23 protein-coding genes and 1 pseudogene are annotated in these 24,438 nt (G+C 60.0%); 11 read left to right on the plus strand and 13 right to left on the minus strand.

What is annotated here, in order from left to right; translation table 11 throughout:
- Window positions 1–88: 88 nt before the first annotated feature.
- From ACP7D9_RS12360 to ACP7D9_RS12370, 3 genes are all read right to left on the minus strand, one after another.
- Complete coding sequence (locus ACP7D9_RS12360; protein WP_016773499.1) at window positions 89–310, minus strand: FmdB family zinc ribbon protein; 222 nt, start codon at window positions 308–310, stop codon at window positions 89–91.
- Between the two features lie 130 nt (window positions 311–440).
- A complete protein-coding gene (locus ACP7D9_RS12365) occupies window positions 441–779 on the minus strand; it encodes a ribbon-helix-helix domain-containing protein (RefSeq protein ID WP_101155742.1) in 339 nt (112 codons plus the stop codon).
- Between the two features lie 181 nt (window positions 780–960).
- Entirely contained in the window at window positions 961–1,431 is a 471-nt protein-coding gene (locus ACP7D9_RS12370) for a Dps family protein (RefSeq protein ID WP_101155740.1), read from the minus strand.
- A gap of 311 nt (window positions 1,432–1,742) precedes the next feature.
- Between ACP7D9_RS12370 and ACP7D9_RS12375 the strand changes: the two genes are divergently transcribed.
- Window positions 1,743–2,345, plus strand: coding sequence for a cold-shock protein (locus ACP7D9_RS12375; RefSeq protein ID WP_101155738.1), 603 nt, complete (start codon window positions 1,743–1,745; stop codon window positions 2,343–2,345).
- Window positions 2,346–2,409: 64 nt separating this feature from the next.
- On the opposite strand, the gene ACP7D9_RS12380 is transcribed toward ACP7D9_RS12375, so the two are convergent.
- Together ACP7D9_RS12380 and ACP7D9_RS12385 are read right to left on the minus strand one after the other, a co-directional pair.
- Complete coding sequence (locus tag ACP7D9_RS12380) at window positions 2,410–2,616, minus strand: SlyX family protein (RefSeq protein WP_039758193.1); 207 nt, start codon at window positions 2,614–2,616, stop codon at window positions 2,410–2,412.
- A gap of 3 nt (window positions 2,617–2,619) precedes the next feature.
- A complete protein-coding gene (locus tag ACP7D9_RS12385; RefSeq protein WP_426157682.1) occupies window positions 2,620–3,045 on the minus strand; it encodes an HIT family protein in 426 nt (141 codons plus the stop codon).
- 889 nt (window positions 3,046–3,934) lie between these two features.
- On the opposite strand from ACP7D9_RS12385, the gene ACP7D9_RS12390 reads away from it, so the two are divergent.
- Window positions 3,935–5,287: an OprD family porin gene (locus ACP7D9_RS12390; RefSeq protein WP_056787902.1), complete on the plus strand. Its 1,353-nt coding sequence runs from the start codon at window positions 3,935–3,937 to the stop codon at window positions 5,285–5,287.
- A 224-nt stretch (window positions 5,288–5,511) separates the two neighbouring features.
- Here ACP7D9_RS12390 and ACP7D9_RS12395 read toward each other — a convergent pair whose 3' ends face one another.
- Window positions 5,512–6,354, minus strand: coding sequence for a mechanosensitive ion channel family protein (locus tag ACP7D9_RS12395; RefSeq protein WP_016773492.1), 843 nt, complete (start codon window positions 6,352–6,354; stop codon window positions 5,512–5,514).
- A gap of 153 nt (window positions 6,355–6,507) precedes the next feature.
- Window positions 6,508–6,993 (minus strand): YajQ family cyclic di-GMP-binding protein, encoded by a 486-nt coding sequence (locus tag ACP7D9_RS12400; protein WP_426157685.1) that lies wholly within the window; start codon window positions 6,991–6,993, stop codon window positions 6,508–6,510.
- Between the two features lie 139 nt (window positions 6,994–7,132).
- On the opposite strand from ACP7D9_RS12400, the gene ACP7D9_RS12405 reads away from it, so the two are divergent.
- Genes ACP7D9_RS12405 through ACP7D9_RS12415 form a run of 3 tightly spaced genes read left to right on the plus strand, consistent with a single transcriptional unit; the run spans window position 7,133 to window position 10,711 of the window.
- Window positions 7,133–8,050, plus strand: a complete 918-nt coding sequence (locus tag ACP7D9_RS12405; RefSeq protein ID WP_426157687.1) for a putative 2-dehydropantoate 2-reductase — start codon at window positions 7,133–7,135, stop codon at window positions 8,048–8,050.
- A 45-nt stretch (window positions 8,051–8,095) separates the two neighbouring features.
- Window positions 8,096–10,132, plus strand: coding sequence for a sensor histidine kinase (locus ACP7D9_RS12410; protein WP_397479453.1), 2,037 nt, complete (start codon window positions 8,096–8,098; stop codon window positions 10,130–10,132).
- Between the two features lie 3 nt (window positions 10,133–10,135).
- Entirely contained in the window at window positions 10,136–10,711 is a 576-nt protein-coding gene (locus tag ACP7D9_RS12415) for a cob(I)yrinic acid a,c-diamide adenosyltransferase (protein ID WP_426157689.1), read from the plus strand.
- A 185-nt stretch (window positions 10,712–10,896) separates the two neighbouring features.
- Here the strand turns inward: ACP7D9_RS12415 and ACP7D9_RS12420 are convergent, their stop codons facing one another.
- The 4 genes from ACP7D9_RS12420 to secA all read right to left on the minus strand — a co-directional run bounded on the left by ACP7D9_RS12420 (window position 10,897) and on the right by secA (window position 16,726).
- Window positions 10,897–11,838, minus strand: coding sequence for a Nudix family hydrolase (locus ACP7D9_RS12420; protein WP_101155726.1), 942 nt, complete (start codon window positions 11,836–11,838; stop codon window positions 10,897–10,899).
- On the minus strand, window positions 11,835–12,467 hold the full coding sequence (locus ACP7D9_RS12425; RefSeq protein WP_101155724.1) for a glutathione S-transferase family protein: 633 nt from the start codon (window positions 12,465–12,467) through the stop codon (window positions 11,835–11,837). The genes ACP7D9_RS12420 and ACP7D9_RS12425 overlap by 4 nt, the downstream gene beginning before the upstream one ends.
- A gap of 178 nt (window positions 12,468–12,645) precedes the next feature.
- A complete protein-coding gene (gene argJ / locus ACP7D9_RS12430) occupies window positions 12,646–13,863 on the minus strand; it encodes a bifunctional glutamate N-acetyltransferase/amino-acid acetyltransferase ArgJ (protein WP_101155722.1) in 1,218 nt (405 codons plus the stop codon).
- Window positions 13,864–13,984: 121 nt separating this feature from the next.
- On the minus strand, window positions 13,985–16,726 hold the full coding sequence (secA, locus tag ACP7D9_RS12435; protein ID WP_397504571.1) for a preprotein translocase subunit SecA: 2,742 nt from the start codon (window positions 16,724–16,726) through the stop codon (window positions 13,985–13,987).
- 308 nt (window positions 16,727–17,034) lie between these two features.
- Here secA and ACP7D9_RS12440 point away from each other — a divergent pair, with 308 nt between their 5' ends.
- Window positions 17,035–17,490 carry a DUF721 domain-containing protein gene (locus tag ACP7D9_RS12440; RefSeq protein ID WP_426157692.1) on the plus strand — a complete coding sequence of 152 codons (456 nt, stop codon included), beginning with the start codon at window positions 17,035–17,037 and terminating at the stop codon, window positions 17,488–17,490.
- A 140-nt stretch (window positions 17,491–17,630) separates the two neighbouring features.
- On the opposite strand, the gene ACP7D9_RS12445 is transcribed toward ACP7D9_RS12440, so the two are convergent.
- Window positions 17,631–19,118, minus strand: a complete 1,488-nt coding sequence (locus tag ACP7D9_RS12445; protein ID WP_426157694.1) for a helicase HerA-like domain-containing protein — start codon at window positions 19,116–19,118, stop codon at window positions 17,631–17,633.
- Window positions 19,119–19,304: 186 nt separating this feature from the next.
- Between ACP7D9_RS12445 and ACP7D9_RS12450 the strand changes: the two are divergent.
- The 5 genes and pseudogenes from ACP7D9_RS12450 to ACP7D9_RS12470 all read left to right on the plus strand — a co-directional run.
- Window positions 19,305–20,336: pseudogene (locus ACP7D9_RS12450) on the plus strand (HAMP domain-containing protein); the annotation flags it as partial.
- Window positions 20,337–20,429: 93 nt separating this feature from the next.
- Complete coding sequence (locus tag ACP7D9_RS12455; protein ID WP_371918362.1) at window positions 20,430–21,194, plus strand: methyl-accepting chemotaxis protein; 765 nt, start codon at window positions 20,430–20,432, stop codon at window positions 21,192–21,194.
- Between the two features lie 199 nt (window positions 21,195–21,393).
- Window positions 21,394–22,506 (plus strand): glycosyltransferase family 4 protein, encoded by a 1,113-nt coding sequence (locus tag ACP7D9_RS12460; RefSeq protein WP_101156402.1) that lies wholly within the window; start codon window positions 21,394–21,396, stop codon window positions 22,504–22,506.
- Window positions 22,499–23,269 (plus strand): DUF2334 domain-containing protein, encoded by a 771-nt coding sequence (locus ACP7D9_RS12465; protein WP_426157696.1) that lies wholly within the window; start codon window positions 22,499–22,501, stop codon window positions 23,267–23,269. The genes ACP7D9_RS12460 and ACP7D9_RS12465 overlap by 8 nt, the downstream gene beginning before the upstream one ends.
- A complete protein-coding gene (locus ACP7D9_RS12470) occupies window positions 23,266–24,261 on the plus strand; it encodes a lysylphosphatidylglycerol synthase transmembrane domain-containing protein (RefSeq protein WP_397479449.1) in 996 nt (331 codons plus the stop codon). The genes ACP7D9_RS12465 and ACP7D9_RS12470 overlap by 4 nt, the downstream gene beginning before the upstream one ends.
- Here the strand turns inward: ACP7D9_RS12470 and ACP7D9_RS12475 are convergent.
- The gene (locus ACP7D9_RS12475; RefSeq protein WP_101155710.1) at window positions 24,258–24,437 is read right to left on the minus strand and encodes a hypothetical protein; all 180 of its coding nucleotides are present in this window, start codon (window positions 24,435–24,437) and stop codon (window positions 24,258–24,260) included. The two genes, ACP7D9_RS12470 and ACP7D9_RS12475, sit on opposite strands and share 4 nt — an antisense overlap.
- Window position 24,438: the final 1 nt, after the last annotated feature.

Here is a 24,438-nt window from a genome sequence, read left to right on the forward strand (position 1 = left end):
GCTTCTCGTAATTCGAAATTCGGTGGAGTAACCGTCGCCTTAAAGCAAGGCGGCCACTCACGCGTGTCGTTCGGTCAGGGTTTGAACCCTAGTCAGCTTTGTCGCCACCGGCCAGATTCTTCTTGGCTCCGGTCTTGAAATCGGTTTCGTACCAACCGTTGCCGCTGAGGCGAAAACCCGGCATGGACAGCTGTTTCTTCAGTTCGGGCGCCTGGCAGGCAGGGCAGTCGACCAACGGTGCGTCGCTGATCTTCTGAATGGCTTCCAACTGATGACCACAGGAAGCACATTGGTAATCGTACATTGGCATGGGGGTGTCTCGGCGATCAGATTGCTGCCGCGCGCAGGGCTTTGCGGCGAAAGCGCGGGATTATATCGATTAAATGCGCCCTGTGCAGCCGTAACACTGCACAGGCCGCAACCTCGTTGCAACAGCCGTTTCAGCGCGAAACTGCGGTTGCGAGGTCTTTATTTCCGTTCATGACGCATACCACCCGCACCAGCGCACTGAAGTTCTTCACCCCACCGTGACGCAGATGCACCTCACGGTCGACGTGCGACAGCAGTGTGCTGATAGAACAGTGATTGTCCTCGGCCATGCCGCCGAGGATGTTCCAGTAGACCTGCTCGAGTCGCAGGCAGGTCGCAAAACCGTTGAGCCGAATGGAACGCGACAACGGCCGGATCAGATTCATGTCGAACCCGCTGACAAACGGGTCGACTTTTATTACGTGCCGCGAAGCCGACATCCTGTCGCTTCGCCTGTCTGCTTCTACCATAGCGTTGACACTCCTTTGCCATGACTGCTGATTTATAAGGCAACATCCTGCGCCCTCATAAAAACCCAGTGACAAAGTTATCGCCATACGACTTGTTGACCAGCCTCGTAGGATAAGCCAACGACAACAGTAAGAGTCTGGACAGCGTGCGGACGGCCTCAAGCCGTCCGCAGCGGCCGGATCATTGCTCCAGTAGCGCGCGCAACATCCACGCGGTTTTCTCGTGCACCTGCATGCGCTGGGTCAGCAGATCAGCCGTCGGCTCATCGCTGACCTTGTCCAGCAGCGGGAAGATGCCGCGTGCGGTGCGGGTCACCGCTTCCTGGCCCTCGACCAGTTGTTTGATCATGTCTTCAGCGCTCGGCACGCCTTCCTCTTCCTTGATAGAAGACAGGCGTGCGTAGGTTGCGTAGGCACCCGGTGCCGGGAAGCCGAGTGCGCGGATGCGCTCGGCGATCGAATCGACGGCCAGCGCCAATTCGTTGTACTGCTCTTCGAACATCAGATGCAGCGTGCGGAACATCGGACCGGTGACGTTCCAGTGAAAGTTATGGGTTTTCAGATACAGCACGTAGGTGTCCGACAGCAGTCGCGACAGCCCTTCGACGATGGATTTGCGGTCTTCTTCACTGATACCGATATCAATAGCCATGCTTACCCCCTAACAGTGGTTGAGTTCATCCAGCAGGTTGGACATCACTTTAGCAAGGCGAGCTCACGCCCGCAGCTATGAATCCGTGATCGGGCTGCGACAAATCGCCCGTTTCTCTGCCGCTGGCCGGGCTGATTTGAGTAGCCGCAGGCTTTGCTGTTAAATAGGCAGCGTGTCGCCATCCCCCATTTTTCGGGGTGTTGCGCATAGGCTGATGCCGTGTACGTGTCCACCGCCTCTTATTTTGTCCTGAAGCGAACCGTGCGCCTTCAGCTCTTCCTTGTGAGCCGTCATAACGTGAGCCAATCAAAATGTTGAAAATCGTCCACCTGCTAATGGGCGCAGCAGCCTTGCTGCTGTCGTTCATACCCAGCCTGAAAGCCGAAGCCGTTCCTTACCTGCAACAGCCCGATGCACTCTACCTGGCCTTTTTCGGCCTGCTGAACCTGGTCATCGCTCCAGTGATTCCCTACTGGAACAAAGGCCCGCGCCAGCATTTGCAAAATCTGGTCAGCGCCCTGCTGGTACTGACCGTCGTCCTGCAAACCCTGACCCTGATCGCGCCGATGCCGGTCATCGCTGGCCAGCCGGCCGTGTTGTTCAGCCTGGTGATCGCCCTGGTTGCCGTGGTGCTGCACCTGGCCATCAGCTTCTACAAGTCGTCACCGGCCGCTGCGCCGACCAGCTATGACATGAGCAATCGCGATACCGGCACCGTGAAGTGGTTCAACACTTCCAAGGGTTTCGGCTTTATCTCGCGGGATTCCGGCGATGATATTTTCGTGCACTTTCGCGCCATTCGTGGCGAAGGCCACCGCGTTCTGGTCGAAGGCCAGCGCGTTGAGTTCTCGGTGATGAACCGAGACAAAGGCCTGCAAGCCGAGGATGTGATCGCCGCTCTGCCGCGTCGCTGATCCAAAGCAAAAAAAACCGCGAACAGCCTGGCTGTTCGCGGTTTTTTTGTGCCTGCCGAATGGCTCAATAATGCGGCGGCGGTGCGTCTTCCTCAAAAGCGCCGAACTGCCCGACCATTTCTTCGTGACGTTTGATCAGTGCTTCCATCTGCAATTGCAGGCGCTCGATGACTTTCTGCTGCGCCACCAGCACATCGTTCAATGCCTGAATGGTGTCATCCTGAAAGGCCAGACGGCTTTCCAGATCGGTTACGCGCTCTTCAAGGCTCATGACTCAGCCCTCCACAAAGGTGAATTCTTCGGTCAGCACCAGACGCAAGCGCTCGCGAATGACTGCTACCTGTTCCGCGCTGTACGGCTTGGCCGGGTGCCTGCCCCAGACCGGCGCCGGCCAGGCAGCATCATCACGTTTGCGCACAATGACATGCATGTGCAATTGGCTGACAACGTTGCCCAGGGTTGCCACGTTCAGCTTGTCGGCGTCGAACGAATCCTTGAGCAACTCGGCCAGCGTGGTGGTTTCCCGCCAGAGCTGCTGCTGGTCGGCGACATCCAACTGAAACAACTCGCTTATATCCTCGCGACGAGGCACCAGGATGAACCACGGGTAATGGCTGTCGTTGGACAGCAACAGCCGGCACAACGCAAAGTCGCCGATAACCAGGGTGTCCTGTTGAAGTCGTGAATCCAAAGCAAACACTGTACGTACTCCCGGCTGATCCTATATCTCAGCTTTGCGGCGGCTCCCGAGAGCAGCGCGCCAAGCGACAGAAACGCAGCATACCTGCGAATGCAGTGGCCTTCACGCCAGCCCCGACAGTTAATTGCTCAACGCTCCGACTTGGGACATTTGTTTCATTTGCGCACCAACACAGCCCCGGACATGAGCCTTTACGCGAAGAGGCGCATGAAAACCCCTGATATGGCGAGCCTGGACTCAGTCGCCGGCAGATTTCCGCAGACCCGATCATGAATTTTTTGCACCAAAAATGCACACACCGTCTACGCTCATTGGGTCAGGCATCCGCCAAATACTCACTACGGGGTGAACCGGTAACGTTTTTGGTTGTCATGCGCGCCTTTGGTGCGTTGCAACACCATAGAGAGACTCTCGTCAAGCCCGGGACAAAGCGGGCCCGAGAGCCCGTTTTCACAAGGTTCTCACATACGCAGGCGCTACAACCAAAAATAACCGCACCGATTTTGCGGTTTGTGCACGCTTGTTGCATTCGTAATCGCATGGACTATAAGCGCACCATTGGGATCGGTCGCCGGCATCCAATAAAAACAGTGGCAGGGTTGCCCGATGGAGATTCAAGTGTTTTGCCAGGGACTCTTTTTTACCGATGCAAAAAGGCCCCTAAACAGCGAGAAAGTTGTCAGTCCGGCTGTATCGGTACTGTGAATTTGCGACATCCAGCGCTCCTTTTGCGACAACGCCGTAAAGAAGCTGAAAGGTTGATTTCGCAAGTATCGCCAACAATGTCGGCGTGATATAAGTTTGCGCCGACACAAAAAGAAAGAGCCGCCCAGATAATAAAACAGGTGGGACGGCAGTACTCTTCTAAAAACCAAAGGAGCAAATCACGATGCGCGTGATGAAGTGGAGCATGATCGCCCTGGCTGTTGCAGCAGGCACCTCGCAGTTCGCAATGGCGTCTTCCCAGGATGAAGCCAAAGGTTTCCTGGAAGATCAGAGCCTGAAGCTGAAGACTCGTTTCGAGTATATGAACCGTGACTACAAAAATGGCGCGGGCAACGTTTCCAACGGTGACGGCACTTTCAAAAGTGGCTATCGCCAGGATAGCGGTCTCAGCCAACTGCTGACTTACGAGTCGGGCTTCACTCAAGGCACCGTAGGCTTCGGTCTCGACGCCATGGCCATGGGCTCGGTAAAACTGGACGGCGGTTCGGGTCGTCGTGGTAACGGCTTGTTCGCCAACGACAGCGATGGCAACCCTGAGAAATCCCAGGGCAAGGTCGGCGGCGCAGTCAAATTCCGTGTATCCGACACCGTTCTGAAATACGGTCAGCAATTCGTTGCCAGCCCGGTTTTCGCCACTGACGACAGCCGTCTGCTGCCAGAAGTCGCCACCGGTACCCTGATCACTTCCAAAGAGATCAAAGGTCTGGAACTGAGCGCAGGTCGCTTCACAGCGCTGAGCAAGCAGACCGGCATGGGCCGCGACAGCATCGCCGGTCTGCCGGATGAAGATGGCAATGGCGGCAAAGGCCTGACCAGCATCAACATCTTCGGTGCCAGCTACGCCTTCACAGACAATTTCACCGGTGCATTGGCTGCTTCCGACGCTGAAGACTACTTCAAGAAGTACTACGTCAACCTCAACTACACCTTGCCGATCAACGACGAGCAGTCGCTGAACTTCGACTTCAACGGTTACCACACCAAAGGCGACAAACGCGGCGACTTGGTCAGTGCAATTGGCGACGAGACCGACGACAACGATACCCGTGGCGTAGACAACAACCTGTGGTCCTTGGCAGCAGCTTACAGCTTGGGCGCCCACAAGTTCACCGTTGCTTACCAGCAGTCGAGCGGCGACAACGCTTACTACTATGGTGTTGACGGCAACAGTACAATTTTCGTGGCCAACTCCATCCAGATTTCCGACTTCGTGGGCCGCGAAGAAAAATCGTGGCAGGCTCGCTATGACCTGAACATGAAGACTTACGGCGTACCTGGCCTGAGCTTCATGACCCGTTATGTGATGGGTGACAACATCAAGACCAACGGTCTGGGTGAAGGTAAAGAGAACGAGTGGAACGCCGAATCCAAGTACGTGGTTCAGGAAGGTCCGGCCAAAGACCTGTCGTTCCGTCTGCGTTACGCCATGTACCGCTCCAACGGTGCCTACAGCGGTTACTCGTCTGATAACAACGACACCCGTCTGATCATCGAGTACCCACTGAACATCCTCTAATAAGGATGCGATGCTGACGTACTGTAGAGCTCTGCTCTAACAAAACCGCCCTCCTGAATCAGGAGGGCGGTTTTTTTATGGATGAATAACTCATCAAACAGACAAACATTAGCCAGCTACTTATTAGCCAGCATAGTTTTATCGCGCCGATAAAAAACCCGAGAGTGTGCACACTGCTCGGGTTCTATATTAGTTGCTGACTGCCAAGCCAACTTCAAAGACGATTACTGCGTGGCAGATTCCTGCACTACGCGTATAACTCGCTGCGGAAATGGAATATCAATCCCGGCAGCCTTCAAACGATCCCGCGCCTGTTCGTTGAACATGAACATCACATCCCAATAATCCGCAGTCTTGACCCAGACACGCAGGGAAACCGTAATCGAGCTATCACCCAAGGTCGAAATCACTGCTTGTGGCTCCGGGTCCTGCATGACGCGGGGATCCTTGGCCAGATCCAGTAGAACCTGACGGGCCTTCTGCAGATCCGCTTCGTAATCCACGCCCACATCAAACACGACTTTGCGCGTTGGCTGACGGTTGGTGTTGGTGATGATGCCGTTCGACAGGTTGCCGTTGGGCAGGATGATGGTCTTGTTGTCGCCGGTGCGCAGCACGGTGTGGAAAATCTGGATGCTGTCGACGGTACCCGCCACACCTTGGGCTTCGATCCAGTCACCGATGCGGAACGGACGGAACAGCAGAATCAGCACGCCGCCGGCAAAGTTCGCCAGGCTGCCCTGCAAGGCCAGGCCGATCGCTAGACCGGCAGCACCGATGGCCGCGACGAACGAAGTCGTTTCGACGCCGATCATCGACGCGACGCTGACAATCAGCAGCACCTTGAGAATGATGTTGGCCAGGCTGCTGATAAAGCCTTGCAGTGCCAGGTCGGCATTGCGCAGGGCCAGCAGACCGCCGAGTTTTTGCGTGACCTTGTTGATCAGCCACCAGCCGATCGCCAGGGTAATCACCGCCAGCAGCACGCGGCTGCCGTATTCCATGATCATCGGAATCCACGCCTGGGACGCTTTGACCAGGTGGTCCACTTCAGCATTCAAATCCATGTTCTATCTCCTGATTTCCGGCTTCCCGGGGTGTATTCAAAAACAACTGTGGGAGCGAGCTTGCTAGCGAAAGCGATAGGTCATTGAGCTAATGAATCGCCTGACACACCGCTTTCGCGAGCAATCTCGCTCCCACAAGTCATCCGATCGAAGTCAGTCGCGGAAGTTGTTGAACTGCAGCGGCATGCCAAATTCCTTGGCACGCAGGGCCGCGATGGCTTCCTGCAAATCGTCGCGCTTCTTGCCGGTCACACGTACCTGCTCGCCCTGAATAGCGGCCTGCACTTTCAATTTGGCTTCCTTGATGTGGCCGACGATCTTCTTCGCCAGCTCTTTGTCGATGCCTTCCTTGAGGATGGCGTCCTGCTTCATCAGCTTGCCGGAAGCGTAGGCGTCCTTGACCTCGAGGCACTGCACGTCGATCTTGCGCTTGACCAGCGCCAGCTTGAGGATTTCGATCATCGCTTCGAGCTGGAAAGCCGCTTCGGCGGTGAGGCTGACGGTCAGGTCTTTTTCCTTGAACTCGAAGCTGCCTTTGCCTTTCAGGTCATAACGACGATCGAGTTCCTTCACGGCGTTCTCGACCGCGTTGGTGAGTTCGTGTTTGTCCAGTTCGGATACCACGTCGAACGACGGCATGTAATCTCTCCAATAAAAAGGCGCGCTCGATGTGGATGGAGCGCGCTTGGCTTGCGGTTAAAATCGGGCTCATTATAACGGGTCTTTCCTACCGATACGGCGAGCCGCACATGCCTGCAAGCAATCGAGCAAAAAACTGATGTCGACCACCTGGCACGTACTTGGCGCCGGCAGCCTCGGCACACTCTGGGCGACACGTCTGGCCCGCGCCGGCCTGCCCGTGCGGTTGATCCTGCGCGATGCGGCGCGCTTGCAAAGCTATACGGCGGGCGGCGGATTAACCCTGGTAGAAAACGGACAAGCTCATACCTATGCAGTTCCCGGCGAAACCCCGGACAGCCCCGAGCCGATTCGGCGTTTGCTGGTCGCGTGCAAGGCCTACGATGCCGAAGAAGGCGTGGCCCGCCTCGCTTCACGCCTCGCGCCGGACGCCGAACTGATTCTCTTGCAGAACGGCCTCGGCAGTCAGGACGCCGTCGCCGCGCGCGTGCCGCACACGCGTTGCATCAGCGCCTCCAGCACCGAGGGCGCGTTTCGCGATGGCGATTGGCGCGTGGTGTTTGCCGGCCACGGCTTCAACTGGCTGGGCGATGCGGCAAATCCGCTGGCGCCGGTCTGGCTGGACGATCTGCAAGCGGCGAACATTCCCCATGAGTGGAACGCTGACATCCTCACCCGGCTGTGGCGCAAACTGGCGCTGAACTGCGCGATCAATCCGCTGACCGTGCTCCACGACTGCCGCAACGGCGGGCTGGCAGAGCATCACTGCGAAGTCGCCACGCTCTGCGCCGAACTGGCCGAACTGCTCGAACGCTGCGGCCAGCCGGCTGCGGCGCAAAACCTGCAAGCGGAAGTCGAACGGGTGATCCACGCCACCGCTGCCAATTACTCGTCAATGTATCAAGACGTCGCCAATCAGCGCCGCACCGAGATTAGCTATCTGTTGGGTTACGCCTGCAAGGTTGCCGAGCGCCATCAGTTGCATCTTCCGCATCTGCATCAATTACAGCAACGTCTGGTGGCGCATCTGCGCAAGCGCGGATTGCCCAGCGACTGAGCAGCCGCTAGGCTGACCACTTGTTCCCTTGCAGCGATAAACCTGATGCCATTGCGCGAGCGCCTTGAAAACCTGCCGGTCGGCCAGAAACTGCTGGCCGCCTTGCTGGTGTTGTTGACCACGGTTCTGCTGGTCGCCAACCTGACCTTCATCAGCGCCGCCTACTACATTTCCCAGGAAAGCATGGCGCCACAGGCGCTGCAGACCATCGGCCGACTGATCGCCAATCCGAGCCTGGTCAGCGATGCGCTTGAGTCGCCGCGCAGCGCCGAGCGCCTGCTCAAGGAACTCGACAGTTATTCACCGCTGCGCGCCGCCGCCCTGTACGACGGCAAGGGCGAACGTCTGGCGCAAGTGCAGCGCGGCGAAAAACTCAGTCTTCCCGAACGCTACCGCCATGTCGAAGCCTGGCAACTGACCGAGTTTCGCAGCAATCAACTGATCACCCTGCCCCGCCCCGGTGCTGCGCCGGGACATCTGTTGCTGGTGGCCAGCAGCGAACTGCCGATGGCGTTCTACACCGGCACCCTGACCGCCAGCCTCGGCATCCTGATTTTCAGCGTGCTGCTGTGGCTGGTGATTGCCCGGCAGATCAAACGTCTGATCACCCGGCCGATTCATCAGCTGGAGGAGCTGTCGCGACAGGTCACCCGCGAAGAGAACTACGCCCTGCGCGCCGCGCGCGGCAACCACGACGAAATCGGCAGTCTGGCCGAGGCATTCAACACCATGCTCTCGCGCATCGAAGCCCGCGAGCAGCAATTGAAACGCGCCCGCGACGACTCGCAAGCTGCTTACGACCAGGCGCAAGGCTTGGCCGAGGAAACCCGCCACACCAACCGAAAACTCGAACTTGAAGTCCAGGTGCGCAGCAAGATCGAGAAGAAGCTCACCGGCTTCCAGAACTACCTCAACAGCATCATCGACTCGATGCCTTCGGCGCTGATCGCCCTCGACGAGCAACTCTACGTCACCCAGTGGAACCAGGAAGCCAGCGCCCTTTCCGGCACGCGCCTGGACGAGGCGTTGAATCAGCCGATCTTCCTCGCCTTCGAACCGCTCAAGCCATTTCTGCCGCAGCTCAAGGCCACCGTCGAACAGCACACCGTGGCCAAAGTCGACCGGGTGACCTGGTTCAAGGACGATGAACCCAAGCATTACGCGCTGACGTTTTATCCGCTGATGGGCGGTGCCGGCCGTGGCGTGGTGATCCGTATCGACGACATCACTCAGCGTTTGTCGCTGGAAGAAATGATGGTGCAGTCGGAGAAGATGCTGTCGGTTGGTGGCCTCGCGGCCGGCATGGCCCACGAGATCAACAACCCGCTCGGCGCGATCCTGCACAACGTGCAGAACATTCGCCGGCGTCTGTCGGCGGATCTGCCGAAGAACATCGAGACCGCCGAACAACTGGGTATCGAACTGGATGCGGTCAATCGTTACCTGCAGGGCCGCGAAGTACCGCAGTTGCTCGATGGCATTCAACAGGCCGGCGCCCGCGCGGCGAAAATCGTCACGCACATGCTCAGCTTCAGCCGCCGCAGCACCCGGCAAATGGCGCCGTGCGATCTGCCGGCGCTGATCGATCAAGCCGTGGAAATCGCCGGCAACGACTTCGATCTGGCCATCGGCTTCGACTTCAAGGGCCAGGCGATCATTCGTCAGTTCGACCCGGCCCTCGGCCCGGTGCCGGGCACCGCCAACGAGCTGGAACAGGTGCTGCTCAACCTGCTGAAAAATGCCGCCCAGGCCATTCATCAGCGCGAAGATGACAGCGAACCGGGACGGATCATTCTGCGCACCAGGCTCAATCCGCCATGGGCCGAGATTCAGGTCGAGGACAACGGCATCGGCATGAGCGAGAACGTGCGCAAGCGCACCTTCGAGCCGTTCTTCACCACCAAGGAAATCGGCCAGGGCACTGGCCTGGGGTTGTCGGTGTCGTACTTCATCATCACCAACAACCACAAAGGTCAGATGGAGGTGCAGTCGGCGCCCGGCCAGGGCACTTGCTTCACCCTGCGTCTGCCGCTGGCGCAACCTGCGCCGCTGACCACCGAAACCAATTCACTACCGAGGTAACCCATGGGCTTTCGCTTGTCGAAGATCTACACCCGCACCGGCGACAAAGGCGAAACCGGCCTCGGTGACGGCCGTCGCGTACCGAAGGATCACCCGCGCATCGAGGCGATCGGCGAGGTCGATACGCTGAACAGTCAGGTCGGCGTGCTGCTGGCCGGATTGCTCGCCGAGCGTGGAATGCACCCAGGGCTGAATGAAATCATTGAGGTGTTGGCGCCGTGTCAGCATCGCTTGTTCGACCTTGGCGGTGAACTGGCAATGCCGGCATATCAGGCATTGAACGAGGCCGAAATCCAGCGCCTCGAAGCGGCAATCGATGTCTGGAATGAAGAGCTGGGGCCGTTGGAGAATTTCATCTTGCCGGGTGGCTCGATGCTGATCGCACAGGCGCATGTCTGCCGCAGTCTGGCACGCAGTGCCGAGCGACGCTGCCAGCATTTGAATGCGTCGGAGCCGTTGGCCGGGGTTGGCCTGGCGTATATCAACAGGTTGTCGGATTTGCTGTTTGTCGCGGCGCGGTTGATTGCGCGGCGCCAGGGGGTGGCGGAGATTTTGTGGCAGCCGGCTGCAAAACGTTAAATTTGCAGTGATGTGAAGGACGCCTTCGCGAGCAAGCCCGCTCCCACAATTGACGGGTTCCTTCAGTTGGAATGCAGTCGAATGTGGGAGCAAGCCCGCTCCCACAGTTGTCCGTTTTCCTTCAGTTGGAATGCAGTCGAATGTGGGAGCGGGCTTGCTCGCGAATGGGCCAGCAGCCTTGACACTCAATCAGGCCAGAACGCCCGAATCCCCGCCACGCCCTGCGCCCCGACACCCCAGGCTTTTTCGCGCTCCGCCGGCCCGACTCCACCGAGCAGAAACACCGGTTTGCTGAAACCCTCAATCAATGCCGCAGCCTGTTCCCAACCCAACGGCTGTGCGTCCGGGTGCGTCAGCGTCGGCTGCACTGGCGAGAGGGTGACGAAGTCGACGCCCATCTGCTCGGCCAGCGTCAGCTCTTCGGCGTTATGGCACGACGCCGCGAGCCAGCGCTCGGCCGGCAACGGACGCCCCGCTGCAGCGTATTTACGCAGTTGCGCAGCGGTGATGTGCCAGCCAGCAGACGGGAAATCACCGAGCCATTCGAACGGCCCTTTGATCATCAACTGCGCCTTGCCCGCGCACAGGCCCACCGCGTCGACCGCCAGGTCGCGGTATTTCGGGTCGTAGCCGTTGGGGGCGCGCAGCTGGATCAGTTTGGCACCGCCGGCAATCGCCTTCTGAATGCCGCGCAACAAGGCCGGTCCTTCCAGATCTTCCGGCGTGATCAGATATTCGGCAGGCAAGCGCGCCGCCGCGACGATCGGCTGGTTGGCCGCCGGGAATTCGTAGTCGATCAGTTCCCTGGCAGTGACCCAAGCCAATGGCTGACCTTCAGCGCCATGGGGTTCACCGCTGAACGCCGACACTTCCCAGACATCCAGCAAGACCTGTTTGTCCGGGTAATCGTGGCGAACCTTGATCAACGGCCGGGCGGCGTCAACGACGATGCCCAGCTCTTCGTGCAGCTCGCGAGCCAGTGCTGATTCGACTGACTCGTCCGCCTCGACCTTGCCACCGGGAAATTCCCACAAGCCACCCTGATGCTGAGTGTCGGCGCGGCGGGCGATCAGGATCTTGCCGGCGCCGTCACGAATGACGGCAGCGGCGACGTGGACGCGTTTCACGGGTGCAATTCCTCCAATCCAGCCTTTTGCCATGCCTTGAAGGCGGGCCACTGGTAGACGGTTTCAACATAAGCTTCGTCGACTGCCGGCAACTTCACCTGATAGGTGCGCAGGCGTACGGCGATCGGCGCGAAATAAGCATCAGCGAGGCTGACGCGACCGAACAGGTACGGCCCTTCCTCCGTGGCCGCCGCGCGGCATTCAGCCCAGAGCGCGAGCATGCGTTCGATATCGACCTTCACTTCCGGCGGCACCGGGTTCAGCGGCGCGTCTTGACTGAGGTTGAACGGCATGTGGTTGCGCATGGCGAAGAAGCCGCTGTGCATCTGCGCGCAGGCGGAGCGGGCCTGGGCCCGGGCGAAGGTATCGCTCGGCCAGAGTTGCTCGGACGGGAACTGTTCGGCGAGATATTCCGCGATCGCCAGCGAATCGGCGATGGTGCCGCGCGTGGTCTGCAACAGCGGCACCTTGCCGGTCGGCGAATGCTTGAGCAGGCGCTCGCGGGTGTCGGGCTTGCCGAGTTTGATCAGCTCTTCGCTGTAGGGGGCGCCGGTCATCTCCAGCGCCAGAGCTGCGCGCAGGGACCAGGAGGAAAGCAGCTTGTCGCCGATGATCAGGTGCAGGGACATGGTGTGGCGCCTTTTCGTCAGAGGAAACTTCAGGATTTATTGTGTCGGAACCTCCGCTTTCGCGAGCAAGCTCGCTCCCACAGGTTTTGAGGTGAACACAACATTTGTGAACGGCCGTAACCACTGTGGGAGCGAGCTTGCTCGCGAAGAGGCCAGCAGCCCGCTCCCACCTTTCAGGTCAAGTCCGGTATTCAGCGTTGATCTTCACGTATTCATGCGACAGGTCGGTGGTCCAGATGGTTTCGCTGCAATCGCCGCGGCCCAGTTCAATGCGGATGGTGATTTCTTCCTGCTGCATTACCGCCGAGCCCTGAGCTTCAGTGTAGGACGCGGCGCGGGCGCCACGGCTGGCGATGCACACGTCGCCGAGGAACACGTCGATCTTGCTCACGTCCAGGTCCGGCACACCGGCACGGCCCACGGCGGCGAGGATGCGGCCCCAGTTCGGATCGGAGGCGAATAGCGCAGTCTTGATCAGCGGCGAGTGGGCCACGGTGTAACCGACATCCAGGCATTCCTGGTGGTTGCCGCCGCCATTCACTTCAACAGTGACAAACTTGGTTGCACCTTCACCGTCACGCACGATGGCCTGCGCCACGTCCATGCACACGTCGAACACCGCTTGTTTCAGCTTGGCGAACAGCTCGCCTTCAGCGCGGGTGATTTCCGGCAGCGCGGCTTGACCGGTGGCGATCAACATGCAGCAGTCATTGGTCGAAGTGTCGCCATCGATGGTGATACGGTTGAACGACTTGTTCGCGCCGTCGAGCATCAGGTTGTGCAAAACGTCGCGGGAGACTTTGGCGTCGGTGGCAATGTAACCGAGCATGGTCGCCATGTTCGGGCGAATCATGCCGGCGCCTTTGCTGATGCCGGTGACGGTGATGGTCACGCCGTCATGCTCGAACTGGCGGCTGGCGCCCTTGGGCAGGGTGTCGGTGGTCATGATGCCGGTGGCAGCGGCTTCCCAGTTGTTCTCCGAAAGGTCGTCCAGCGCGGCTTGCAGTGCGCCTTCGATTTTCTCGACCGGCAGCGGCTCGCCGATCACACCGGTGGAGTACGGCAGAATCTGGCTGGCATCGACGCCGGTCAGCTCGGCCAACTTAGCGGTGGTGCGCTCGGCAGCGGCCAAGCCAGGCTCGCCGGTGCCGGCGTTGGCATTGCCGGTGTTGGTCAGCAGGTACCGCACGGCGTTGTGCACGCGCTTTTTCGCCAGGATCACCGGCGCGGCGCAAAAAGCGTTCAGGGTGAACACGCCAGCCACGGTCGAACCTTCAGCGCAGCGCATCACTACCACATCCTTGCGCCCCGGGCGCTTGATGCCGGCCGAGGCGATACCGAGTTCAAAACCGGCAACCGGGTGCAACGTTGGCAAAGGACCAAGACCAACAGCCATGAATGCGCTCCTTACTCAATGATGTCAGCACCGCCACGGAAAAGGACGGTGAAATAAATGGCAAAACGCCGCGACGGCAGGAGCCGGTCGCGGCGCGGGTGTTCAGCGATTGAAACGGGGTTTACTGGATCTGCCCGTGGCAATGCTTGTATTTCTTGCCCGAACCGCAGTAGCACAGTTCGTTGCGGCCCAGCTTCTGCTCGTTGCGAACCGGGGCAGCAGCGGCGGCCAGCGCCACATCAACCTCTTCACCCAACGCTTCCGGCTGATCCAGCCCCGGCGCTTCGGCGTGTTCGAATTGCATGCGAGCCGCCAGCGCTTCGGCCTCCTGACGCAGACGTTGTTCTTCGGCTTCCGGATCTTCACGGCGCACCTGAACGTGCGATAGCACACGGATCGAGTCGCGCTTGATCGAATCGAGCAGTTCGGAGAACAGCGTGAACGACTCGCGCTTGTATTCCTGCTTCGGGTTCTTCTGCGCATAGCCACGCAGGTGGATGCCGTGACGCAAGTGGTCCATGGTCGACAGGTGGTCTTTCCACAGGTCGTCCAGTACGCGCAGAACGATCTGTTTCTCGAACGAGCGCAGCGCCTCGGCACCGGCCTGGTCTTCTTTTTCGTTGTACGCGGCGATCAGCTCGTTCATCAGCTTCTCGCGCAGGGTTTCTTCGTACAGGTGATCGTCTTCGTCGAGCCATTGCTGGATCGGCAGCTTCACGCCGAAATCGCTTTCGATCGACGCTTCCAGACCGGCCACGTCCCACTGCTCTGGCAGCGATTGCGGCGGAATGTGGGCGCTGACGGTAGCGTTGAGCACGTCCTGACGGAAGTCGGCGATGGTTTCACCGATGTTGTCAGCGGCCAGCAACGTGTTACGCATGTGATAGATCACTTTACGCTGTTCGTTGTTGACGTCGTCGAACTCGAGCAATTGCTTGCGGATGTCGAAGTTGCGGCCTTCAACCTTGCGCTGCGCCTTCTCGATCGCGTTGGTCACCATGCGGTGCTCGATCGCTTCGCCCGGCTGCATGCCCAGGGCTTTCATGAAGTTCTTCACCCGGTCGGAGGCGAAAATGCGCATCAGGCTGTCTTCCAGCGACAGGTAGAAGCGGCTCGAACCGGCATCGCCCTGACGGCCGGCACGGCCACGCAGCTGGTTGTCGATACGACGCGATTCGTGACGCTCGGAGGCGATCACCTGCAAACCGCCGGATTCCAGCACCTGCTGGTGACGCTTCTGCCAGTCAGCCTTGATCTGGGCGATCTGCTCAGGGGTCGGGTTTTCCAGCGAAGCGACTTCCACTTCCCAGTTGCCGCCCAAGAGGATGTCGGTACCACGACCGGCCATGTTGGTGGCGATGGTCAACGCCCCCGGACGACCGGCCTGAGCAATGATTTCAGCTTCTTTTTCGTGGAACTTGGCGTTCAGAACCTTGTGTTCGATGCCTTCTTTGACGAGCAATGCGGACATGTGCTCGGACGTCTCGATGGTCGCGGTACCCACCAGTACCGGACGACCGGCCGCCATGCTCTCCTTGATGTCCGCCACGATCGCCGCGTATTTCTCCTCGGCGGTGAGGAACACCAGATCGTTGTAGTCCTTACGTGCCAACGGTTTGTTCGGCGGGATGACCATGACTTCCAGACCGTAGATCTGGTGGAATTCGAACGCTTCGGTGTCTGCGGTACCGGTCATGCCGGACAGTTTGGTGTACAGACGGAAGTAGTTCTGGAAGGTGGTCGAGGCCAGGGTCTGGCTCTCGGCCTGAATGTTCAGACCTTCCTTGGCTTCGATGGCCTGGTGCAGGCCTTCGGACAGACGACGGCCCGGCATGGTACGACCGGTGTGTTCGTCGACCAGTACGACCTGACCGTCCTGGACGATGTATTCGATGTTGCGGTTGAACAGTTTGTGCGCACGCAGACCGGCATAGACGTGGGTCAGCAGACCGAGGTTATGCGCCGAGTACAGGCTCTCGCCTTCGGCCAGCAGGCCGACGCGGGTGAGCATCTCTTCGATGAACTGGTGACCGGCTTCGTTGAGTTCGACCTGACGGGTCTTTTCGTCAACGGTGTAATGACCGGCCTTGGTGACCTGGCCTTCGACTTCTTCGACGTGCAGTTCCAGCTGCGGGATCAGTTTGTTGATCTCCATGTACAGCTTGGAGCTGTCCTCGGCCTGACCGGAAATGATCAGCGGAGTCCGCGCTTCGTCGATAAGGATGGAGTCGACTTCGTCGATCACGGCAAAATTGAGTTCACGCTGGAATTTTTCATCCATGCTGAACGCCATGTTGTCGCGCAGATAGTCGAAACCGAATTCGTTGTTGGTGCCGTAGGTGATGTCGGCGGCGTAGGCGGCACGCTTCTCTTCCGGGGGCTGGAACGGCGTCACAACGCCGACGGTCAGGCCGAGGAATTCATACAGCGGGCGCATCCAGTTGGCGTCACGGCGGGCCAGGTAGTCGTTCACGGTCACAACGTGCACGCCCTTGCCGGACAGTGCGTTGAGGTAAACACCCAGGGTGGCCACGAGGGTCTTGCCCTCACCGGTGCGCATTTCGGCAATCTTGCCTTCGTGCAAGGTCATGCCGCCAACGAGTTGTACGTCGAAGTGGCGCATGCCCATCACACGCTTGCCGGCCTCGCGGGCTACGGCAAAGGCTTCCGGCAACAGCTTGTCGAGGGTTTCCCCTTTGGCGATACGAGCCTTGAACTCGGCGGTCTTGGCGCGCAATTGATCGTCCGAAAGGGCCACCATTTGCTCTTCGAAGGCATTGACGAGCTGCACCGTCTTGAGCATGCGTTTGACTTCACGCTCGTTCTTGCTTCCAAAAAGTTTCTTTAACAAAGGCGCAAACATATCGGCAGGATCTTCCACACTAAAGGGATGGAGGGCGGCCCCGTGAGTCGCCCGTGCAGCCCTCATGGCCGCATGCGAACGAGCATTCTACCCGGAAACGGTGGTGAGGAAAGTGGCGATATTCCACGATGCTGGCACTGCGCTTTGACGGGGCTCACTTAAAATAGGGGCGTTTTGCTCAACTTCAAGCCGTTGGGGGAAAGAAGTCAGGCGTTGATTTAATGAGCAGAGCAGGGACAAAAGCAATGGGCCAGAGGTTCCACTGCTTTCTGCTAACATGGCGCCTCTGTTACCTCAGGTGTTCGATCATGGCATTGCGCCCTCTCTCGGCCAGAGCCCCCGCCGTTCTGCTACGCGAAGCCAAACCGCTGAAAGCCATCCTCGGCCATGCCCAGCGTCTGGAGCATTTGCAGCGCCTGCTCGAAAGTCAGCTGCAGCCGGCCGCCCGCGAGCATTGCCGTGTGGCCAAGTGGCGCGAAGGCGAACTGTCGCTGGTGGTCACTGACGGCCATTGGGCGACGCGCTTGCGCTACCAGCAAAAGCGCCTGCAACGGCAGCTGCAGTTGTTCGGTGAGTTCGCCAACCTGACGCGGATCAAATTCAGCGTGCGCCCGCCAATCATTCAGGCTCGGGCGGCAGGACACACGATGGATTTGTCGAGCAGTGCGGCGGAGACGATTCAGTCGACGGCCGACGGGATCAACGATCCGGGACTTCGCGCGGCGCTGGAGCGGTTGGCGGCGCACGCCAAAAGCAAGACCTGAGCAGTGTCCAACGGCGCCACCTATCCCATGTGGGAGCGGGGTTGCTCGCGAATGCGACGGGTCAGCCGACTGAACGGTTGAATGACCCAGCGCATTCGCGAGCAAGCCCGCTCCCACTTTGATTAGCGCCACATTAGGTTTCAGCGGCGCTTGCTGCCGCCTAATAAAGAGCCCATCAACCCGCGCACCAATTGCTTGCCAAGGTTATTGGCCGCCTGGCGCATCGCCGATTTCAACGCCTGCCCTGCCGCCGTGCCGAGGAACTCCCCGGCGCGGTCAGCGAGGCTCGGCTCTTCGGCCTGCGGTTTGCCCGTCGGGGTTTCGGCCACAGGCGCGAGCCCTTTGCGTCCCATCAGAATTTCATAGGCCGATTCACGATCGATCGGCTTGTCGTAACGGCCCTTGAACGGCGAGCCGGCGATCAGCAGGGTGCGCTCGGTCTCGGTCAACGGGCCGATCCGCGATTGCGGCGGCGCCACCAGCACGCGCTGAACCATTTCCGGCGTGCCCTTCTCGGTCAGCGTGCCCACCAGCGCCTCGCCGATGCCCAGTTCGGTCAACACCGACAAGCTGTCGAACGCCGGATTCGGCCGAAAGCCATCCGCCACCGCGCGCAGGGATTTCTGCTCTTTGGCGGTAAACGCACGCAGACCGTGTTGAATGCGCAGGCCCAACTGCGCCAACACATCGTCCGGCAGATCCGCTGGCGACTGGGTAACGAAGTAGACGCCCACACCTTTGGATCGGATCAAACGCACCACTTGCTCCAGGCGTTCCTGCAACGCCTTGGGCGTGTCGCCGAACAGCAAGTGCGCCTCATCGAAAAACAGCGCCAGCAGCGGTTTATCAGCGTCGCCGCGCTCGGGCAACTGCTCGAACAACTCTGCCAGCAGCCACAGCAGGAACGTCGCGTAGACTTTCGGCGCCTCATGCACCAGCCGGCTGGCGTCGAGCAAATGGATGCGTCCACGGCCATCGGCGCCCGGTTGCAGAATGTCCTCAAGTTGCAGCGCCGGCTCGCCGAACAAGGCTTCCGCGCCCTGCTGTTCCAGCGTCGCCAACCGGCGCAGCAGCGCCTGGCTGGAACCGGTGGTCATCAACGCCGCGTCTTCGCCCAGCAGTTGTGGATTGTCCTTGAGATGATTGAGCAGCGCTTTCAGATCCTTGAGATCCAGCAGCAACAAGCCTTCGCGATCCGCCACTTTGAATGCTGCGTACAACGCCGATTGCTGACTGTCGGTCAGCTCGAGCAGGCTGCCGATCAGCAGCGGGCCCATTTCGCTCAGGGTTGTGCGCAGCGGATGACCGGATTCACCGTGGATGTCCCACAGCGTGACGGGATAAGCCTGAGGCGTATGACCCAGCCACGGCATGCCGGCGATGCGCTCGGCCACTTTGCCCTGCGGGTTGCCGGCAGCGCCGAGGCCGCACAGGTCGCCCTTGATGTCGGCGGCGAACACCGCCACACCGGCATCGCTGAACGCTTCGGCCAGACGCTGCAACGTCACGGTTTTACCGGTTCCGGTGGCGCCGGCGATCAGCCCGTGGCGGTTGGCCAGGCGCATGGCCTGAGCGATGGGTTGCGCGGCCGGATCAGCGCCGATAACGAGTTGCGAAGAGTCAGGCATTTTCTCACCCAATGGTTAATCTTTGATGACACATGGCCGATACGTTAATTGGACAGACCCGTCTGAAAATCGGGTCGGACATTTCCCTAAGGAGAGCCGGAAATATCAGTTTTTCAACCTTGCCCATAGTGCGCGTCTTTAGCAAAGCACGCCCAGGACATTAAGACCTTAGCGGAACCCCAAGCCATGAACAAAAACCTGCGCTTCAGCCACAAGATTTTGCTTGCCGCCGCCCTCATCGTCATTGCCGCTTTCGCCTCGTTCACGTTGTACAACGACTGGCTGCAGCGTAATGCGATTCGCGATGACCTGAACAACTACCTCAACGAAATGGGCGAGGTCACCGCCGGCAATATCCAGACCTGGCTCAGCGGGCGCATCCTGCTGATCGAGAACGCCGCCCAGAACATCGCCATCAACCCGCAACCTGACACGGTCGCCAGCCTGCTGGAACAGAAAAGCCTGACCTCGACGTTCATGGCTACCTACCTGGGCGACGCCACTGGCCACTTCACCATCCGCCCGGACGTGAAGATGCCGGACGGTTTCGATCCGCGCGTACGCCCTTGGTATAAAGGTGCCGAAAGCAGCAGCACTTCGACCCTGACCGAACCTTACATCGATGCGGCCACGGGCCAGTTGATCATTTCCATCGCTACCGCGTCGAAAAAGGCCGGGCAGAGCGTCGGCGTGGTCGGCGGTGACCTCAGCCTGCAGTCACTGGTCGACACCCTCGTCGCCCGTGATTTCGATGGCATGGGCTATGTGTTCCTCGTCAGCGCCGATGGCAAGATCCTCGTCCACCCGGACAAGGCCCTGGTGATGAAATCGCTGAAAGAAGCCTATCCGCAGGACACCCCGCGCATCAGCAGCGATTTCAGCGAAGTGAGCGTCGACGGCAAAACCCGCATCGTCACTTTCGCCCCGATCAAGGGCCTGCCGTCGGTGAACTGGTACATCGGTTTGTCGATCGATAAAGACCAGGCTTACTCGATGCTCAGCGAATTCCGTACCTCCGCGGTAATCGCGACCATTATTGCCGTGGCTATCATCATTGCCCTGCTCGGAATGCTGATCCGCCTGCTGATCCAGCCGCTGCACGTGATGACCCGCGCCATGGAAGACATCGCCGACGGCGAAGGCGATCTGACCAAACGCCTGAACATCGTCAATAACGATGAATTCGGCATACTTGGCACCGCGTTCAACCGTTTCGTCGAGCGCATTCACGGCTCGATCCGCGAAGTGTCTTCGGCCACCGGCCAGGTCAACGAAGTCGCCCTGCGCGTGGTCGCTGCGTCGAACTCCTCAATGTACAACTCTGACCAGCAAGCTTCGCGCACCAGCAGCGTTGCCGCCGCGATCAATCAGCTCGGCGCCGCCGCCCAGGAAATTGCGCGCAACGCCGCGCAAGCGTCGAACCAGGCCAGCGACGCCCGGGGTCTGGCCGAGGATGGCCAGCAGGTGGTCGAGCGCAGCATCAAGGCGATGAATCAGCTGTCGAGCATGCTCAGCGCGTCCAGCACCAATATCGAGTCGCTGAACAGCAAGACCGTCAACATCGGCCAGATCCTCGAAGTGATCACCAGCATTTCTCAGCAAACCAACCTGCTCGCCCTTAATGCCGCGATCGAAGCGGCCCGCGCCGGTGAGGCCGGTCGTGGTTTTGCCGTGGTGGCCGACGAAGTACGCAACCTCGCGCACCGCACGCAGGAATCGGCGCAGCAGGTGCAGACCATGATCGAGGAGCTGCAAGTCGGGGCCCGGGAATCGGTGAGCACCATGAGCGACAGTCAGCGTCACAGCCACGACAGCGTGGAGATCGCCAACCTTGCCGGCGAACGCCTGAACAGCGTGACCCTGCGCATCAGTGAAATCGACGGGATGAACCAGTCGGTGGCGACCGCGACCGAAGAGCAGACCGCGGTGGTCGAGTCGATCAATGTCGACATTACCGAGATCAATACGCTCAACCAGGAAGGCGTGGAGAACCTGCACGCGACGCTGCGTGCGTGCTCGGATCTGGAGCAGCAGGCTTCGCGGTTGAAGCAGTTGGTGGGTAGTTTCCGCATCTGAGGCGCCGCCACTTCCGCCTTCGCGAGCAAGCCCGCTCCCACATTGGAATGCATTTCAATTGTGGGAGCGGGCTTGCTCGCGAAGGCGCCCACTCAACAACACAAAACCGACCTGAGCCCCCACCGCGCAATCCCGACCGAACATCTATTCTGGATAACGGTCAACCAAGGGAGAACAACACAGCGGAGGGTTGCTCACCGTGCATATCGCCGACATCACCATGTTCTACGCCCCGGCCAGCGGAGGCGTGCGTACTTATCTGGATGCCAAGCACCGTCGCCTTGGCGACCGCAGCGGTATTCGTCACAGCCTGCTCATCCCCGGCGCGCGACTGGGTGAACATGACGGCATTTACACGGTTCCAGCACCTGCCCTGCCTTTCGGCAAAGGCTATCGCTTCCCGCTACGGCTGGCGCCATGGCGAAACGTCCTGCAGGATTTGCAGCCGGATCTGATCGAAGTCGGCGATCCCTACCTCACCGCGTGGGCCGCGCTGGATGCCCGGCGGCAGCTGGATGTGCCGGTGATCGGCTTTTATCACTCGGATCTGCCGCTGCTGGTGGGCAATCGCATGGGCCACTGGGTCACGCCGAACGTCGAAGCCTACGTCACCCGTCTCTACGGCAATTTCGACCGCGTTCTCGCGCCGAGCCAGGTCATGGCGGACAAGCTCACCGGGCTCGGCGTACGCAATGTCCATGTGCAACCGCTGGGCGTCGATCTGCACACGTTCCATCCCGACGCCCGCGACCCCGGCCTGCGTGCCGAATTGGGGATTGCCGAAGACACCCGGCTATTGGTCTTTGCCGGGCGCGGTTCCAAGGAGAAAAACCTGCCGGTGCTGCTCAAGTGCATGCAACGCCTCGGCCCGCGCTATCACTTGCTGTTGGTAGGCTCGTCAATGCCCACTGCGGTGCCGGACAACGTCAGCGTCATCGATGAATTCTGCCCGGCAGCAAAAGTCGCGCGCCTGATGGCCAGTGCCGATGCGCTGGTCCACGCCGGTGATCAGGAAACCTTCGGTCTGGTCATCCTTGAAGCCATGGCCTGCGGCATTCCGGTGGTGGCCGTCGCAGCCGGGGCGTTTGAGGAAATCGTCAACGATTGCTGTGGTCTGCTCTGTGCCCCGAACAACCCGCAAGCGATGGCCAACGCCGTGCGCGAGCTGTTCAGTCGCGGCTGCGATCGGCTTGGCCGCCAGGCGCGCCAGCATGTTGAACGGCATTACGCCTGGGACACTGTGGTCGACAGCCTGCTCAGTCACTACCACGCTGTGCTCGGCCATACGCTGCCACGGGTGGCCAATGGTTGAACACATGAAAGCCGTATGCCTGGTGTTGCATGATGTGGCGCCCTCGACGTGGGCGGACTACCAGCCCTTCGTCGAGGCCGTCGATGCCTTGGGCAATGTGCCGATGACGTGGCTGGTAGTGCCGAACTTTCACCGCCACGATGCGCTTGATGCCAACCCGGCGTTTCGCCGGGTGCTCGACGCCAGGGTGGCCCGAGGCGATGAACTGGCGCTGCACGGTTATTACCACGACGACCAGGAAGCTATGCCAAACACCCCGCGCGACTGGTTCATGCGTCGGGTCTACACCCATGAAGGTGAATTTTATCGCTTGTCCCACGACACAGCCCTCGCCCGTTTGCATGCGGGTCTGGAAATATTTCAGCGCTACGACTGGCCAGTGCACGGCTTCGTCGCTCCGGCCTGGCTGATGAGCGACGGCACCCGCCAGGCCTTGCGCGAATTACCGCTCAGTTACACCAGCGATCCGCAGCATCTTTATCGCTTGCCTGACTTCAGCGCCCTTGATGCGCCCGGGTTGGTGTGGAGTGCGCGCAGTGCCTGGCGTCGCGGCTTGTCGAAAATCGTCAGCGACCAGCGTGAACAGCGTTGGCGCGAGGCGCCGGTGATTCGCCTGGGCCTGCACCCGGTCGACATGCGCCACCGCTTTTCGCGCGATTACTGGTTACACACCCTGCAACGCCTACTCGCAGACGGACGCGTGCCTTTGACCAAGATCGACTGGCTCGCCCGCCAGCGCGGACAACTGGAACAGGCGGCATGAAGCGCAGTCTGTTGTTGCTGATCGGCCTGCTCGCGGCGGTGCTGATTCCGCTGCTGTTGGGCGGTGGTGAAATCTGGGCACGCCTGCGCGGCTTTCCGTTGAACTGGCTGTTGATCATGTTCGGCATGATCCTGCTCTGCTGGGGCATCAATACCCTGCGCCTGCGTTTGTTGCTCGGCGACCAGCGTGAAAAGGTCCCGCCGATGAAAAGCCTCGGCGTAGTGATGGCGGCCGAGTTCGCATACTGCGCCACGCCCGGCGGCAGCGGCGGGCCGCTGACCATCATGGCTCTGCTGGCCCGCTACGGCGTGCGTCCGGCGCGAGGCAGCGCGGTGTTTGCCATGGATCAGCTCAGCGATCTGCTGTTTTTTCTTTGCGCGCTGAGCGGGATTCTGATTTATGCACTGTTCCAGCATCTGAGCGATCGGCTCGAATGGCTACTGACGGTCAGCGCGGTGTCGCTGTTCGGCGGATTATTCAGTTGCGTGCTGATTGCGCGCTACCACCGGGCGTTGATTCGCCTGAGCGGTCGGGTGTTGGCAGGCATGAACGTGACTGCGCGCACTCGCCGACGCTGGGCGCGCAAGTTGCTGCACTTTCTCGCGGCGTTTACCGATACCTTGAAGCTGCCATGGCGGACGCTGGTCCAGGTGTTCGCCCTGACCTGCGTGCACTGGCTGCTGCGCTACAGCGTTTTATATCTGGCCCTGCGCGGGCTCGGTGCCGACTTGCAGTGGGCCTGGAGTTTTCTGGTGCAGATGCTCTCACTGGGCGCCGGCCAATTCAGCCTGTTACCCGGCGGCGCCGGCGCGGCGGAATTGACTTCGGCTGCACTGCTCGCGCCGATGGTGGGCAAATCCACCGCAGCGGCGGCGATTCTGATCTGGCGGGTGGTGACGTATTACTTCTATCTGCTGGTCGGCGGCCCGGTGTTCGTGCTGATGCTGGGCAAGCCGTTGCTGAAGAAGCTGATGAAAGTGCGCCAAGCCTAAAGATCGTCACCCGTTTCATCGTCCGACTCTGGTTTCAGCTGTTCCCACAACGCGGCGGCGCCGGGAAATTCGGTGCCGTCCTCGGGACCCATGTCATCCGGATCGTAGCGACTGAGGCAACCTTCACCAAGGGTGGCGGGCGCTTTTGAGGTGGCTTTGTCCAGTGGATCGCTCATG

This window comes from Pseudomonas sp. TSRC2-2, from assembly GCF_049897785.1.
Classification (GTDB): domain Bacteria; phylum Pseudomonadota; class Gammaproteobacteria; order Pseudomonadales; family Pseudomonadaceae; genus Aquipseudomonas.